The organism is Salirhabdus salicampi (genome assembly GCF_024259515.1).
GTDB lineage: Bacteria > Bacillota > Bacilli > Bacillales > Alkalibacillaceae > Salirhabdus_A > Salirhabdus_A salicampi.
In genome coordinates this window covers 534,709-549,926 of record NZ_JANBWE010000002.1, presented here as the reverse complement: position 1 = coordinate 549,926, position 15,218 = coordinate 534,709, and the positions used below count along the sequence as shown (strand labels likewise).

The window sequence follows — 15,218 nt, the reverse complement described above, 5'->3', positions numbered from 1 at the left end:
TCGTACTTTTTATTGTCTAAATAAAGAAATTGACAAGACTTTTTGTATAATTTAATAGAAAAAGGGAGCAAATTTATTGTATAATATACCGGAATGAAAGGAGGAGGCTCATGTCTGCTTCAAAAAAGGGCGACCAATATCGCCAAAAATTAAAAACGCAATATGAAGAAAGAAAGCTTGCCAGAAGAATTGTCTTTATTACTTTATTCGTTATTCTTACGGCTATGATAACAGTTGGGATATATGGCTATTCTTACTTGAAAACAGCTGTTCAACCGGTAGATCCAAACAGTGACGAAATAACCGAAATAGACATTCCATTAGGCTCCACAGTTGGAATGATAGGTAACATATTAGAGGAAAATGGAATCATTAGTAACGGTAAAGTATTTCGTTATTACGTAAAATTTAAAAATGAATCAGATTTCCAAGCAGGAACATATGAATTTTCTCCGTCTATGACCTTAGATGAGATTATTGCTGCACTTAAAACAGGTAAGGTATTGCTAGACCCTGTTTATGTCGTAACCATTCCCGAAGGAAAAACAATAGAAGAGATGGCAACACTTTTCGCGACCCATACACCGGTTAGCGAAGACGAGTTTTTGGACAAAGTTAATAACACGGATTATATTGAAGAACTCATTGAGTTATATCCAACTATACTAAGTGAAGAAATTCTACACCCGGATATTCGGACACCGTTGGAAGGTTACTTATTTGCTGCAACATATGATTTTTATGAGGAAAATATAACTGTAGAAGACATTGTTGAAAAGATGCTAACGAAGACCGAAGATATTATCTTGCCATATGTTGAGCAAATCGGAGATATGAATTGGTCAGTACATGAACTTGTTACGATGGCTTCTTTAATAGAAAATGAAGCTAGAGATGCAGAGCATCGGAAACGAATATCAGGGGTGTTCTATAACCGGCTAGAGGCAAGCATGCCCCTCCAAACTGATCCGACTGTTTTATATGCACTAGGTGTAAAAAAGGATCGCGTTTTATATGAAGACTTAGAAGTGGATTCACCTTATAATACGTATAAGTATGCTGGATTACCTGTTGGACCGATTTCCAATTTTGCTGAGAACTCAATTGAAGCTGCGATTAATCCAGAACCGTCTAATTATTACTACTTTTTGGCATCACTTGATGGAGAAATTTATTACGCGGAAACGTATGAAAAACATTTACAATTAATTGAAGAACACCGAAGATAAGCAAGAGGGGGGATGCGATAATATCATTCGCATTCCCTGCTTTTTTTGTGTTAAAATGTTATAGTTTGGTTAAAAGTGAAACCATGAATGTTCCGAGGAGGGCGTAACAGGATGGAAGATAGTTTAAAAGCATATTTGTTGTCTACAATGAAAGAAAAAAGCAAGCTCATTCAAACGATGGAACAGTATGCAGAGGAGCATAATGTTCCGATTATGGATTCGTTTGGAATAGAGCTGTTGCAACAAATCATACGTATCCAACGTCCAAAACGAATTTTAGAAATTGGGACGGCAATCGGCTACTCTGCTATCCGTATGTTGGACGCTTTTCCGCAAGCTACCATCGTTACAGCTGAACGGGACATGACACGTATATCAGTCGCCCATTCGTTTATAAATGAAGCAAACTATGAAGATCATATTCACGTAGTTGAAGGAGATGCATTGGAGCAAGCTGACCAATTATTAGCGAAGGGGCCATATGATTTGGTTTTTATAGATGCTGCAAAAGGGCAATACCAGCAATTTTTCGATATATTTTCAAAGGCTGTATCTACAGGTGGTACTGTAATTACAGATAACGTAATTTTTAAAGGCTATGTCGTTGAGAAAGATGATGATAATGATCGCTTTCAAAAGATAGGAAGTAAAGTTCGCCAATTTAACGACTGGCTTATCGAACAAAAAGAGTTTGATACAACAATCGTTCCAGTAGGGGACGGGGTTGCTATATCCGTAAAGAGGTGATAAACATGAACAAACCGGAATTGTTAGTAACACCAACTTCCGTTGAAGATATTGAAAGACTTGCCAAAGCAGGTGCAGACGCATTTGTGATTGGAGAGCAGAAATTTGGTCTTCGTTTAGCAGGGGAATTTAACCGTAATGAGGTAAAGGAAGCTATTGAAATTGCTCACCGTTTAAAAAAGAAAGTTTACGTAGCTATGAATGCTATTTTTCATAATGATAAGGTTGATGAACTTACGGATTACCTAGCGTTTTTACATGAAGTAAAGCCAGACGCTGTCGTATTTGGTGACCCAGCTGTTTTAATGGCAGCAAAAGAAGTGGCGCCAAACTTAAAGCTTCAATGGAGCACAGAAACAACTGCGACCAACTGGTTTACATGTAACTATTGGGGGCGTAAAGGTGCTTCCCGCGCCATTTTAGCACGTGAGCTAAGTTTAGACTCAGTGATTGATACGAAGGAAAAGACTGAAGTTGAAATTGAAGTACAAATACATGGTATGACATGTATGTTCCAATCGAAGCGGATGTTAATTGGTAACTATTTCCGCTATCAAGGGAAAAACTTAAAGATTGAGCAATACGGGATGGATGAATCACTGTATTTATATGACCCTGAACGAGATAACCGTTATCCAATTTTCGAAGATGAAAATGGAACCCATATTATGAGTCCAAATGATGTTTGTATGATTGATGAATTGGATGAGCTAATCGATGCTGAAGTTGATTCTTTAAAAATTGACGGTGTCTTAAAATCATCCTACTATTTAGAAACGATTGTAGCACTATACAGGAAAGCAATTGACACCTATGTAGAAGATGAGGACAAGTATTTTGAAATGAAAGATGAGTTATATCGTGAAGTTCAAAAAGTGCAACCGAAAAATCGGGATTTAGATACAGGATTTTTCTTTAAAGAGACGGTTTATTAAGAAGGAGGAAGGATAACGATGGCTGTTAAACAGGAAATTTCTAAGGTTGAAAATGGAAAGCGTGTAATAGTAAAAAAACCTGAATTATTAGCTCCAGCTGGTAACTTAGAAAAGCTGAAAGTAGCGGTACGATACGGTGCCGATGCTGTTTTTATAGGTGGTCGAGAATTCGGTTTACGCTCAAATGCTGATAACTTTTCCCTGGAAGAAATGCAGGAAGGGGTTGAGTTTGCCAACCGTTTCGGTGCAAAAATTTATGTTACGACGAACATTTATGCGCATAATGAAAACATGGATGGGTTAGAAGAATATTTACAAGGGATTGAACGTGCTGGTGTTACAGGAATTATCGTAGCTGATCCATTAATCATTGAAACGTGTAAACGAGTAGCTCCGAAGCTAGAGGTACATTTAAGTACACAGCAGTCCCTTTCAAACTGGAAAGCCGTACAATTTTGGAAGGATGAAGGACTAGAGCGGGTTGTACTTGCTCGTGAGACGAGTCACCAAGAAATAAAAGAAATAAAAGAAAAAGTTGACATTGAAATTGAGTCCTTCATTCACGGAGCAATGTGTATAGCATATTCGGGGCGATGTGTGTTGAGTAATCATATGACAGCCCGTGACTCCAATCGGGGTGGCTGTTGTCAATCCTGTCGATGGGACTATGACTTAATGAAGCAAGATGACAAAGCAACTGATAAACCGTTATTTTCTGAAGAGGATGCACCATTTGCAATGAGTCCAAAAGACTTAAATTTGATTCTATCTATTCCGAAAATGATTGAAATTGGAATCGATAGCTTGAAAATCGAGGGGCGTATGAAATCTATTCACTATGTGGCAACGGTAGTAAGTGTATACCGTAAAGTAATTGATGCGTATTGTGAAGACCCAGATAACTTTACAGTCCAAAAAGAGTGGCTGGAAGAGTTAGATAAATGTGCAAACCGTGATACGGCCTCTGCTTTTTATGAAGGGGTACCAAGCTATAAAGAGCAAATGTATGGAAACCACGGTAAAAAGACAAACTATGTCTTTGCAGGACAAGTGCTCGATTTCGATGTAAATGAAAACATTGCAACGATTCAACAGCGTAACCACTTTAAACCAGGTGATCAAATTGAATTTTTCGGACCGGAAATTAGTGGATTCCGTCAAACCGTTGGTACAATATGGGATGAAGATGGAAACGAAATTGATGCTGCGCGTCATCCATTACAAGCTGTAAAAATAAAAGTAGATCAGCCCGTATACCCGTACAACATGATGCGAAAGGAGCTCCGCTAAACATGTCTGACAAACCCGTTGTAATAGGAGTTGCCGGTGGATCAGGATCAGGAAAGACATCTGTAACGAAAGCGATCTATCAGCACTTCACGGATAAAACGATTCTAATGTTAGAGCAAGACTATTACTACAAAGACCAAAGTCACCTTCCATTGGAAGAGCGATTAAATACAAACTATGACCATCCATTAGCTTTTGATAATGATCTTTTAATTGAACACATTCAACAACTATTAAAAAGGGAAAAAATCGAAAAGCCGGTGTATGACTATAAATTACACACGAGATCTGAACGGGTTATTGATGTGGAGCCGAAAGATGTTATTATTTTAGAGGGGATTCTTGTTTTAGAAGATGAGCGTCTGCGTGATTTAATGGACATTAAAGTTTTCGTAGATACAGATGCGGATATCCGTATTATTCGGAGACTAATGCGGGATATTAATGAGAGAGGTAGAACAATTGACTCGGTAATTGACCAGTATGTGAATATTGTTAGACCGATGCATCTACAGTTTATCGAACCAACGAAGCGATACGCAGATATTATTATCCCGGAAGGTGGACAAAATCACGTAGCCATTGATTTAATGACAACAAAAATTAGAAGTGTGTTGGCAGAACGGTCAATATCATAAAAATGGGTAAAACTATTGAAAATTTCAAAAAAATCTGCCATAGTAATGAAGTAAGTTCTATAAACCATGTAAAATAGCTATAAATAATTATAAGGTTGAGCGCACGCATCCGTGCTGCTCATTTTTGTATGGTGAATACCGCATTGAAGGAGTGTTGATAGGTATGGCTCAAGAAAAAAACTATTACATGACACAAGAAGGTAAAGAAAAATTAGAAAAAGAACTGCACCATCTAAAAACAGAAAGACGTCAAGAAGTAGTCGAACGAATTAAAGTAGCAAGAGGATTCGGTGACTTATCAGAGAACTCCGAATATGATGCTGCTAAAGATGAACAAGCATTTTTGGAATCAAGAATAGCGCAAGTAGAAAATATGATTCGTAATGCTGTTATTATTGAAAATGACACAAACAATCAAAATATTGTACAACTTGGAAAATCCGTTACATTTCAAGAACTGCCTGAAGGTGATGAAGAAACATATACCATTGTAGGTAGTGCAGAAGCAGACCCATTTGAAGGGAAAATCTCTAACGATTCGCCTATGGCCAAAAGTTTGCTCGGCCATGAAGTTGGTGAAGAAGTAACCGTTGTAACACCAGGTGGAGAAATGAATGTAAAAATATTAAAGGTTGAATAAAGAAAAGGTGAAATCTTAACAGATTTCACCTTTTTATCTTTTAACGGATTGTTTTTTTGGCGAAACTGTTATCGGGTGAGAAAATGTGAAAAAAAAGAGAATTGTGTTTATAGTTGTTACTAATATTATACTCTTTGCTGTAATGTTATATCAGTTGAGCCAGTTACAATTATTTTCGCCTGAGCAGTATGGGCAAAACGATGTAAACTTATTAGAACAAAGTGTGAAACAACGTTCACATCAATTAGTTTTAGCAGATGGTAGAGGGACAATAGTAGATCGAAACGGTAAACATTTAACAAATGAAATGATTTATGATGTCGTAGTCTTTCCAGTTCCTGATGATGTAGATATCAACTATGGAGAAATTGCAAGGAAACTTCAAGTAGAACAGCAGCAACTGCAAGATACATGGCAATCGTTAACGTCTCCGACTTTTATAACCGATTTATTTCAAGAGGTCCAAATCACAAAGGCATTATATAATGAACTACAACAAAACGACGTACTAGGATTAATACCAATTGAACGTATAAAACAAGGAGACCCTCAAATCGCTGAACATTTTATTGGACTCGTTCGAAACAACCATCAGATCTTTTTTGACCGTTATGAGAACCATCATGAGCATGATATCCCGAAACCTGTAGGTATATCTGGGTTACAAAAAACATTTGATTCATTTTTGTTATCCAATAATGATGAACGGCTTTTATTTCATGTAGACGGTAGAGGAAAACCACTGTATGGATTTCATTTACTGTATGCCGGACACGATGATGGGTTTTATCCTGTTAAGATGGAGACAACCCTTAATGAGGACATACAACAAAAAGCAGAACAACTGTTGAGCCAAAATGATATAGAACAAGGGGGACTTGTGCTCTTAGATATAATGAGTCGAGATGTACTAGCAATGGTGAGTAAACCTTCAATTAACAAGGAAAATCCCTATGAAAATGGTGCCATGAAAAATCAAATGTTAACAGCCCATTTTCCAGGCTCGGTATTTAAAACAGTAGTTGCAGCAGCTGCAATTGAGGAAGGTATAGTTAGGGAAGGTAAAACGTTCCCTTGTAACTTAGACCTATATGGAGAGAATGAGGATCCACGTCAGTTAGGTGAGTTAACGTTTGAGGAAAGCTTTGCCTTAAGTTGTAATCGAGCTTTTGCCCTACTTGGTCATGACTTAATGGGGCATGACCGAAACAGCTTATCAGATATGGCAGAACGGTTAGGGCTTACGAAATATGTTGGATGGCGTGGTGACGTATTTCGTTTACGTGAGTTTAAGCAGTTTCCAGAGGAGGAGAGAGGGAAAGTTTGGGGAGATGACTATGATCGCAACTCTGAACGGGCTATTTACCAAACATCAATAGGACAAAAAGAAGTAAAAGTTACCCCCTTAGCGGTTGCGAATATGATGGCAACGATAGCAGATAATGGTGTTGTAAAGCAAGTAAGAGGTGTTTCACGCATTCAATATAAAAATGGAGCAGTCATGAAACAGTTTCCACAACAAAAAATGAACATAGGAAGCCGTATTAATTCGAATACGGCTGAGGTACTTTCATATCTACTTCATTTAGTAACGGAAACTGGTACTGCTCGTTCATTATCTGGCCTTGAGGTAGCCGGTAAAACCGGTACCGCTGAATTGAAAATGAGTGCAGATGAAGAGGGTGCAATGGGACATCATTATTGGTTCGGTGGATTTTTTCCTGTTAGTAATCCAAAGTATGCTATGGTTGTTGTTGACCTATATCAAACAGAAAAGACTGAAGCTCACTTACATGTTTATAAGGATATGGTACAATTTCTATACGAAAAAGAACAGTTAAACTGATATCGTTCTTTTTCCACGATGGATAATCGTTGGGAACGAGAGTTTAAACTGTTCTATCATTTCCTCTTTCTGATTTGATATGACCAACTGAAATACATCTGCTTCAGGAACTTGTTGAAATTCGATCATGGCCCCTGTGAAAAGAAATATGTATAACCGTTTGGTCTCATGGTCATATGCAATTTCATTAAAAGTACGTAGACACCATAAATGTTGACTGAACTTCGTTCGTTTCACCGTAAGTCCCCCCTTTTTATACTCTTGCAACTGTTATTAGATATATATGTTGAAACTCCTTTTCCTATGTCAAAACTAGAACCATTTAGACAGAAAAATATAAATATCGACTAGAGAGTTATATTTATGAATTGGTTCTCGATAGAGAGCATAGTATAATGAAAAAAAGGGGGGAAGTGTAGATGTCACATAACTCATTTTTTGATGATGAATCGAGAGTGTCTCGATATGAAGCAAGAAGAAGAAAAACAAGGAAACTAAATGTAATTTTACTATTAGCCGTCTTCACAGGCCTGTTTCTAATCGTAAATCTCTTCTTTTTTAATGACAGTGCAGACAACCCTGCCTCAAACCATTCCAACTCTATTAACTCTTCTGGGCCAGCAGGTGAAGACGAGGAAAATGAAGAGGGTAACGGTGAAGGACAAGCTGATGAAGAACAACAACATGGAGAAACTGAACGTAATGACGACTTAGAAGAAGGAATCGAAAATGCAGATGAAAATGTCTTAGAAACAATTGTGAAAGATTGGGAACCAATCGGTACAGAACAAGATGAACCACACGTTACTACATACGATGACAGTACAGTAGATTGGGAAGAAATGATATTAGCCGTTCATTATGCAACGGAATTAGAAGAAGGAGATAGTATCATTTGGTGGGTAAAAGGAAGTAATGAAGATCCGCAAAAACCGGTAATCACCGTATCTAACCGGGATCAAACCGAAACGTATAGGGTTTATTTACATTGGGTCACGGAAAATGGTTGGGAACCTACTAAAGTAGAGTTGCTAAAAGAAAACGACCAAAAATGGCGATTTGAAGACTAACTAGATATGAAAGTGGTGGAGTAAATTGACTATTGGCATTATTGGAGCAATGGATGAAGAAATCCGTTTATTAAAGAAAGAAATGGACGTTAAAGAAGAAGTGGAAATAGCAGGCTGTCAATTGTATAAAGGAACACTATCCGGAAAAGAAATTGTATTGTTGAAGTCAGGAATAGGTAAGGTAAATGCTGCTATGTCTACAACAATTTTACATGAACAATGTAAACCGAGTGTGGTCGTGAATACAGGATCAGCCGGAGGATTTGCAAAAGATTTAGAAGTTGGTGATCTTGTCATTTCCGATCGTGTTGTCTACCATGATGTTGACGTGACAGCGTTCGATTATGAATATGGACAAGTTCCGGCTATGCCTCCTTACTATGAAGCAGATAAAAAGCTTATTTCCCTGGCAATAGAGGCTACGGAACATGTTAAGGGGATGAATGCGAAAAAGGGATTGATTGCAACAGGAGATTCGTTTATGTCGGACCCTGGCCGTGTTGAATTTGTTCGTCATAAGTTTCCGACTATGGAAGCAGCAGAAATGGAAGCAGCAGCGATTGCACAAGTATGTTACCACTACAGGACTCCCTTCGTTATCATTCGCGCGCTTTCTGATATTGCTGGAAAAGAATCATCAGTTTCATTTGAAAAATTTATTGATCAAGCAGGTAGACATTCTGCCTCATTAATTATGAACATGATTAAGAAATTGTAACCATAAAGTTAAGCTAGCCGTCATAGGCTAACGGGTTCAGTTTCGGGAGGGAAAAATGCTAATCGCAATATAAATAACATGATAATTAGCATACATTCCGAACTATAATTAACAGTATAAACAGCAAACAAAAACGCTCAGAAAATTTTATCTGAGCGTTTTTTATCGTATCATTTAAATTTCTTCTTCAACTAAAGCCCCCGTTAGCTGAATAAGGTTATTTCTCAGATTTTAGCAAAAGAACCAGAGGCATCTTTTTTTCTTCACCTTCGAGTTCATCTATTCTACGATTTTCACGAAGACCAGCAATTTTAAATCCAGCCTGTTGCAATAAATTAAAATAATCTTCTATCTTTCTATGGACTTTTATTACTTCATTGTCGAGCCAATAACATACCTGTTCTCCAACTTCATAATAGTCCTGAGAATAATTATTAAAAGTAGCGAAAGGGTGTTCTACGGAAAATACAAATTCTCCTCCCACTTTTAATGATTGATATACCTCATTAAAGAGATTTAGTAAATCACTATCAGATAGGTAATGTAAGCTCATACGGGAAACAACCATATCGTATGCCCTTGTAGGAAAGTTCCATTCTTGTAACAATGATTTTTCAAATTGAGCATTTTTTACTCCAGCGAAATTTTTGTTGGCAAAGTCAATCATATTCTTAGAACCATCTACGCCTGTATAGCTCAGACAACCATGATTTAAAAAGTCAAAACCAATTTCCCCATCTCCACAACCTAAGTCCAATATATCTTTGCCTTTGACATTACCTATCAAATCAACCAAAATAGGTTTCTCTATTACATCATTTAGATTATCCACGCTTCTTCTTTGGTTAATGTATTGTTCAAATACAGTCTTATCGTCATAAAAATCGGAATAACGGTAAACCATAATATCCCCCTTTTTTTCTCGTCAGCTCTTAAACTCTACTGCCCGTTAGTTGAACAAGGGTATCCTGTTCCTTTTTCTATATTTTAACATAAAATCCCAGAGAACCTTTCCGAAAAATAGAATTAGTCATAATTAACATCACAAATAGCAATATAAATAACATAGCTTTTAACACGCTATTTAGCACATTAATTGCAGCGGTACATAAATCTATGTACGGTTGTTAAAAAGGTTGTTATTTGTAATGTGAATTCTGGTGTTAAAAGTTAATAAATGTTGTTATATCAATAAAAATAGGAGTACGAAACGCTGTGCGATTTGTACCCCTATTCGGTGTGTTATTTATTGTTTTCTCTCCTAGAACTGAACCCGTTAGTCATAGGCTAGCTTTTTTTTTTTTTTTGCAAAAATATGACTCCACAAATTACCACTTATTACTTTTATATAAATATAGATTCCTTTTAAAATCGTCGTTATACTATAACATATAGTTTTACTAGATTATCACTTCAAAGGGAGAGACAGCAATGAAATCACTTATGGTTATGAAACTAACCACTTTCGTATTCATCACCCTCTTTATTGTCCAACCAACCATACACGCCTCTAACCATTATAAAGAACACTCTATATCCACCGATAAGACATCATTAACTATGTATGATTTGGACATACACATTCAAAACCGTGAACAAATATCGGAAATTATGATTGAAGATGCACAAAATAAAGAAGTTTATGCCAATCAAGTATACTTTGGATCAATTTCAACTGTTATTCAATATGAACACGAAGGAATAAAATATCTCATTCTTTTGTATCGATTTTACGGATCAAGTGGGACTATGCAGTTTGAAGTACTACAACTGACAAATAAAGGACAAGTAGAACTATCATTTAAATCGGAACAATTTACACAAGGGGAAATGACCTTTGAGCAAGACCAGCTGCACGTGAAGTATCCTCAATATAACGGGGAAGATCAACATATATCACCTTCTGCCGTGGTAACGAATACGTATGAATTTCAACAAGGTGATGTTCAACTCGTTCAAACGAAATCAGAAGAATTAGACAAACCGTTCGTTTCATCTAAATCAGCGGACCAGTTAAATCCACCCGCAGTCGTAAGCCAATTATTAACAGAAAAGGCTATCGAACATCGGGTTCCCCCAGAAGTGGTAAAAGCAATCGCATGGCAAGAAAGCGGATGGCGTCAATGGTGGGAATCGGACAACCCGAACGCTAAGGATTGTCAAAACTGGAGAAAAGGTGAACCTGTTATTAGCTTTGATTGTAGAGGAATTGGAATTATGCAGGTTACTAGTTATGATTCCAATGATATAGAGTACGTGGATCGCTTGAAAAATGATATGGAATTTAATATTGAAGAAGGTATTAAAATTTTAAAACAGAAATGGAATTTAACGTACCCGAAAACGAATACGTTTTATACGTTACCAAAGGTTAATAACGGTTCAGAGGAGATTGTTGATCACTGGTACTTTGCTATTCTTGCTTATAATGGAGTAGTAAAGTCAAATGATCCTACCTTCTCAAGTCATAATCCTTATCAGGAAAAAATCTATCAACATATGAAAACGTACGGTCTTTTACAAATCGCACCCTTTCCAACAAATCGTTTAAATACGTATTATGAAGATCAATACGGATCTCGCATATTGTTTAAAGATAATGAGATAAAGATTGACGGTCCTTTACAGTTTACAAAGCAAAATTATCAACGGGGAGAAAGAGTCATTACTTCTCAACAAGTTAATTTACGCAGTGAACCTCGGGTAAGGGACGGAAACGTAGAAGAAGTATTACAACCGAATACCCCTTTATATATCAATGGTGAGATTATTTATGATTCATCAAAACATAATCATTTCGCCTGGTATCCTGTACAATATGAAGGTTCTAGTCAACAGTACTACGTATCATCCGTTACGTTAAATGGAGTAGTAGAATTATATGGTGACACGCGGTATAGTACGGGTGCTGCGATATCGAAATATGGTTGGTCGACATCTCAAGGAGACGGAGTCATATTAGCTAGAGGAGATTTACCAGTAGACGCAATGGCTGGAAGTGTTCTGGCGAAGAGATTTAACCTGCCTATCCTATTAACAAAATATGATCAACTTCCTACTGAAGTTGAAGAAGAATTAGATCGCCTTCAACCGCAAACTGTGTATTTATTGGGTGGAGAAAACGGGGCAATTTCAAAACAAGTAGAAGAAGCCTTGTCCGAAAAACCTTATTTAAGTTCTGGACAAATTAAACGGGTAGCAGGGACTACGAGGTATTCTACATCGGTTGAAATTGCAAAAAATATTACGAACAATCAGCCAGTTAATGAAATTGTTATTACAACAGGAAATGAATACTCTCCTGATGCTCTATCTATTGCTCCCTTTGCTGGTTTAAGACAAATGCCGATCTTACTAACAAAATATGATCAATTGCCAGATGAAATATATAATTATATAAAATCCTTGGATGGTATTCATCGTGTTTATATTATTGGTGGAGAAAAAGGAGCGGTTTCCGGGCGTATTGAGGACCAATTAAGGTCATTGGGATACAATGATAGCCAAATGATTCGTATTGCTGGAACAAATCGCTATGAAACTAGTCTTGCAATTGCAAACTATTTTCCGTTCACAGGTAACAAAATGTTTTTTGCCCGTGGTCAATCAAATGAAGTAGAGAAACAGGTACAATACATTGACTCTTTAACCGGAGCTCCGCTTGCTGCAAAACTTTCAGCACCAATCATTTTAGTAGAAAACAACCAAATACCATCAAGTGTTCAACAATGGTTAACACAACAATCAACCATCCCGGAGTTTTATTATTTAGGTGGTTACGGTGCGATTCACAACGATGTACGACACAATATTCAAGAGCTATTTATGAAGTAAGGGAAAAAGATAACCACCTTTCCTATATTGGAAAGGTGGTGTTTTTATGCATAATGAAAATAGTAATAGCCACCTAATACAAGAAGTAAAATGAGTAATACAATTAAGAGACTATATCCAAACCCGCCACCATAACCTCCATATGGTGGATAATAAGGTGGAACTGGGTAACTACCCACTGGTCCATATCCAAAATGAGACAAAGGACATTCACCTCACTTCATCTGCTTTCTAATAACATATGCAAACGGTGAAAATGTGTATAGGATAATGTCCCATTTCATGTTTTTCCTTTATTTTCGTTGATCTTGGTAAAAAGCATGAAAAATCTTCATAAGTGCACGCTTTTCGATTCTTGACACGTAACTTCTAGAAATACCGAGTTTTTTTGCAATTTCCCGCTGTGTCAGTTCCTTATAACTCCCCAGTCCATAACGTTTCATAATCACTTCTTTTTCACGATCGTCTAAAATAGTAATATATTCGTTAATCTTTTCAATCTCCATATTCGTTTGGATATGTTCAACAATATCCGGATGTTCAGCTTTTAAAATATCCATTAAACAAATTTCATTTCCTTCTTTATCTTGACCAATTGGATCATGTAAGGAAACATCCTTCTTTGTCTTTTTTAACGATCGTAAGAACATTAATATTTCGTTTTCAATACACCGGGCAGCATACGTAGCTAACTTTGTACCTTTGTCAGGTGAGTAACTTTCGATTCCTTTGATTAAGCCTATGGTTCCAATTGAAATTAAATCCTCTTGGTCTTCATTTGTGTTTTCGTATTTTTTGACAATATGTGCCACTAGACGTAAGTTATGTTCGATGAGCATATTACGGGCGTGTTGATCCCCTTCTTGCATTTGCTTTAAATATTTTGCTTCATCTTCAGGTGATAAAGGTTGCGGAAAAGCATTGTTTTTAATATAGGAGGCAAAAAAGAGCATCTCTTTGATGAAGTAGGCGATCGTTTGCATTAAGCTGAACAAGACAAACACCTCCGGTTCTTATTAGGCAAGTGCCTATATTTGTACTTTATGAGGAGGTGTAATGGATTGTGTCTGTCCATCAAAATTTCATATCGGAAAATAAAAAACCAGACGATTAATCGTCTGGTTTACTAAATTTTTGTCGATTATGTTCGATTTGTATGTTTCAGTTTCTTTACATTATCCAAATCATCTTGGTAAGCATCTTTAATGCTTCCTGACCATAAATCAACTCCACTACGGTGGGCTGCACGGGAAATAACGTGACCAGAAACAGGTGCCGTTAATAATACGAAAATAATTCCTAATATGAGCTTTCCACTAAAGGTTTCAGCGTAAAAATACATAAACAAAAATGCGCCGACTAATACGTTTGAGACACCTAACGTTGATGATTTTGTTGCTGCATGTAGCCTTGTGTATACATCAGGGAATCGAATAATACCAACCGAGCCAGATAAAATAAAGAAGGTGCCGGCAATAAGTAAAAAACTAATTATGATCTCGATCAATGATAACACCCTTTTCTAAAAATTTCGCTAACGCAACTGTACCGATAAACAATAAAATTCCAATGAGCAGGATAACATCATTTAGCCAAGTTGTTTCCAACTGTATGGCAACTAATGCAGCTAAAGCCATTAGGTTAATACCAATTGTGTCTAATGCAACAGCCCGGTCGGGATTTGTAGGTCCCTTTAATGTGCGATAAAGTAACAGCAAAATGGAAATGGAGAGTACAACGATACATATTGTTGCGACCTGATCTAGCAATGCGCCTTCATAGTTCATCTTATCTCGTCACCTCCATAATCGCTCTTTCAAATGTTTCTTTAATAGATGAGATTTCCTTCTCTACGTCAGGAATATCGATAGCATGAATGTAAATGACTGACTGATCATCCGACACAGCGACAGATAAAGTACCTGGTGTCAAGGTAATAAGATTTGCCAATAATGTAATTTCCCAGTTACTTTTTAATTCGGTCGGTAAAGCGAAAATACCGGGTTCAATGTTTAACTTAGGTTTATACACAAGCTTAACAATACTGAAATTGGACAACGTTAACTCTTTAATAAACAACAAAATTAATTGAAAGACTTTTATGACTCTCCGAAAATAAAACGTATCAGGTATGAAACGTTGTAACAGGAATAGAAGTAAGATTCCGATTAAGTATCCGGTCACAAGAGCTTGAAATGTATATGTTTCGGTCAGAAACATCCACATAATGGCAATGATCATATTGTAAACAATTTGCAATGGCATAAAACA

At 36.8% G+C, this 15,218-nt stretch carries 17 protein-coding genes; 10 read left to right on the top strand and 7 right to left on the bottom strand.

All coding sequences use genetic code 11. The features are described 5' to 3' along the window. The first annotated feature begins 110 nt into the window (after positions 1-110). From mltG to NLW78_RS15670, 7 genes are all read left to right on the top strand, one after another. Complete coding sequence (gene mltG, locus NLW78_RS08925) at positions 111-1,229, top strand: endolytic transglycosylase MltG (RefSeq protein WP_254496699.1); 1,119 nt, start codon at positions 111-113, stop codon at positions 1,227-1,229. A 111-nt stretch (positions 1,230-1,340) separates the two neighbouring features. After that, positions 1,341-1,976: an O-methyltransferase gene (locus tag NLW78_RS08920; protein WP_254496698.1), complete on the top strand. Its 636-nt coding sequence runs from the start codon at positions 1,341-1,343 to the stop codon at positions 1,974-1,976. 5 nt (positions 1,977-1,981) lie between these two features. Then, positions 1,982-2,911, top strand: a complete 930-nt coding sequence (locus tag NLW78_RS08915; RefSeq protein ID WP_254496697.1) for a peptidase U32 family protein — start codon at positions 1,982-1,984, stop codon at positions 2,909-2,911. Positions 2,912-2,929: 18 nt separating this feature from the next. Next, positions 2,930-4,201 (top strand): peptidase U32 family protein, encoded by a 1,272-nt coding sequence (locus NLW78_RS08910; protein ID WP_254496696.1) that lies wholly within the window; start codon positions 2,930-2,932, stop codon positions 4,199-4,201. A gap of 2 nt (positions 4,202-4,203) precedes the next feature. Then, positions 4,204-4,839, top strand: a complete 636-nt coding sequence (udk, locus tag NLW78_RS08905; protein WP_254496695.1) for a uridine kinase — start codon at positions 4,204-4,206, stop codon at positions 4,837-4,839. 163 nt (positions 4,840-5,002) lie between these two features. Further along, complete coding sequence (gene greA / locus NLW78_RS08900; protein ID WP_254496694.1) at positions 5,003-5,479, top strand: transcription elongation factor GreA; 477 nt, start codon at positions 5,003-5,005, stop codon at positions 5,477-5,479. 85 nt (positions 5,480-5,564) lie between these two features. Continuing rightward, complete coding sequence (locus NLW78_RS15670) at positions 5,565-7,325, top strand: peptidoglycan D,D-transpeptidase FtsI family protein (protein WP_254496693.1); 1,761 nt, start codon at positions 5,565-5,567, stop codon at positions 7,323-7,325. On the opposite strand, the gene NLW78_RS08890 is transcribed toward NLW78_RS15670, so the two are convergent. Next, the gene (locus NLW78_RS08890; protein WP_254496692.1) at positions 7,317-7,562 is read right to left on the bottom strand and encodes a hypothetical protein; all 246 of its coding nucleotides are present in this window, start codon (positions 7,560-7,562) and stop codon (positions 7,317-7,319) included. The genes NLW78_RS15670 and NLW78_RS08890 overlap by 9 nt on opposite strands. A 182-nt stretch (positions 7,563-7,744) precedes the next feature. Here NLW78_RS08890 and NLW78_RS08885 point away from each other — a divergent pair, with 182 nt between their 5' ends. Beyond that, positions 7,745-8,395 carry a YrrS family protein gene (locus NLW78_RS08885; protein WP_254496691.1) on the top strand — a complete coding sequence of 217 codons (651 nt, stop codon included), beginning with the start codon at positions 7,745-7,747 and terminating at the stop codon, positions 8,393-8,395. Between the two features lie 25 nt (positions 8,396-8,420). After that, on the top strand, positions 8,421-9,113 hold the full coding sequence (mtnN, locus tag NLW78_RS08880) for a 5'-methylthioadenosine/S-adenosylhomocysteine nucleosidase (protein ID WP_254496690.1): 693 nt from the start codon (positions 8,421-8,423) through the stop codon (positions 9,111-9,113). Positions 9,114-9,330: 217 nt separating this feature from the next. Here the strand turns inward: mtnN and NLW78_RS08875 are convergent, their stop codons facing one another. Then, a complete protein-coding gene (locus NLW78_RS08875; protein ID WP_254496689.1) occupies positions 9,331-10,017 on the bottom strand; it encodes a class I SAM-dependent methyltransferase in 687 nt (228 codons plus the stop codon). A 527-nt stretch (positions 10,018-10,544) separates the two neighbouring features. Between NLW78_RS08875 and NLW78_RS08870 the strand changes: the two genes are divergently transcribed. Then, on the top strand, positions 10,545-12,947 hold the full coding sequence (locus NLW78_RS08870) for a cell wall-binding repeat-containing protein (protein WP_254496688.1): 2,403 nt from the start codon (positions 10,545-10,547) through the stop codon (positions 12,945-12,947). 44 nt (positions 12,948-12,991) lie between these two features. Here the strand turns inward: NLW78_RS08870 and NLW78_RS08865 are convergent, their stop codons facing one another. The 5 genes from NLW78_RS08865 to NLW78_RS08845 all read right to left on the bottom strand — a co-directional run bounded on the left by NLW78_RS08865 (position 12,992) and on the right by NLW78_RS08845 (position 15,212). Then, complete coding sequence (locus NLW78_RS08865; protein WP_302328488.1) at positions 12,992-13,150, bottom strand: hypothetical protein; 159 nt, start codon at positions 13,148-13,150, stop codon at positions 12,992-12,994. A gap of 90 nt (positions 13,151-13,240) precedes the next feature. Then, a complete protein-coding gene (gene sigK / locus NLW78_RS08860) occupies positions 13,241-13,930 on the bottom strand; it encodes an RNA polymerase sporulation sigma factor SigK (protein ID WP_254496967.1) in 690 nt (229 codons plus the stop codon). 158 nt (positions 13,931-14,088) lie between these two features. Further along, the gene (mnhG, locus tag NLW78_RS08855; RefSeq protein ID WP_254496687.1) at positions 14,089-14,454 is read right to left on the bottom strand and encodes a monovalent cation/H(+) antiporter subunit G; all 366 of its coding nucleotides are present in this window, start codon (positions 14,452-14,454) and stop codon (positions 14,089-14,091) included. Continuing rightward, entirely contained in the window at positions 14,435-14,734 is a 300-nt protein-coding gene (locus NLW78_RS08850) for a Na(+)/H(+) antiporter subunit F1 (protein ID WP_254496686.1), read from the bottom strand. Before NLW78_RS08850 ends, mnhG begins: the two co-directional genes overlap by 20 nt. 1 nt (position 14,735) lies before the next feature. Continuing rightward, on the bottom strand, positions 14,736-15,212 hold the full coding sequence (locus NLW78_RS08845; RefSeq protein WP_254496685.1) for a Na+/H+ antiporter subunit E: 477 nt from the start codon (positions 15,210-15,212) through the stop codon (positions 14,736-14,738). Between the last annotated feature and the right edge of the window lie 6 nt (positions 15,213-15,218).

What these genes read in the sequence shown, in the direction of transcription:
- NLW78_RS08910 (WP_254496696.1), top strand. Translation starts at nt 2,930, where the DNA reads ATGGCTGTTAAACAGGAAATTTCTAAGGTTGAAAATGGAAAGCGTGTA.
- NLW78_RS08875 (WP_254496689.1), bottom strand. Translation starts at nt 10,017, where the DNA reads ATGGTTTACCGTTATTCCGATTTTTATGACGATAAGACTGTATTTGAA.
- greA (WP_254496694.1), top strand. Translation starts at nt 5,003, where the DNA reads ATGGCTCAAGAAAAAAACTATTACATGACACAAGAAGGTAAAGAAAAA.
- NLW78_RS08885 (WP_254496691.1), top strand. Translation starts at nt 7,745, where the DNA reads ATGTCACATAACTCATTTTTTGATGATGAATCGAGAGTGTCTCGATAT.
- NLW78_RS08915 (WP_254496697.1), top strand. Translation starts at nt 1,982, where the DNA reads ATGAACAAACCGGAATTGTTAGTAACACCAACTTCCGTTGAAGATATT.
- udk (WP_254496695.1), top strand. Translation starts at nt 4,204, where the DNA reads ATGTCTGACAAACCCGTTGTAATAGGAGTTGCCGGTGGATCAGGATCA.
- NLW78_RS08845 (WP_254496685.1), bottom strand. Translation starts at nt 15,212, where the DNA reads ATGCCATTGCAAATTGTTTACAATATGATCATTGCCATTATGTGGATG.
- NLW78_RS08870 (WP_254496688.1), top strand. Translation starts at nt 10,545, where the DNA reads ATGAAATCACTTATGGTTATGAAACTAACCACTTTCGTATTCATCACC.
- mltG (WP_254496699.1), top strand. Translation starts at nt 111, where the DNA reads ATGTCTGCTTCAAAAAAGGGCGACCAATATCGCCAAAAATTAAAAACG.
- NLW78_RS08920 (WP_254496698.1), top strand. Translation starts at nt 1,341, where the DNA reads ATGGAAGATAGTTTAAAAGCATATTTGTTGTCTACAATGAAAGAAAAA.
- sigK (WP_254496967.1), bottom strand. Translation starts at nt 13,930, where the DNA reads ATGCAAACGATCGCCTACTTCATCAAAGAGATGCTCTTTTTTGCCTCC.
- NLW78_RS08850 (WP_254496686.1), bottom strand. Translation starts at nt 14,734, where the DNA reads ATGAACTATGAAGGCGCATTGCTAGATCAGGTCGCAACAATATGTATC.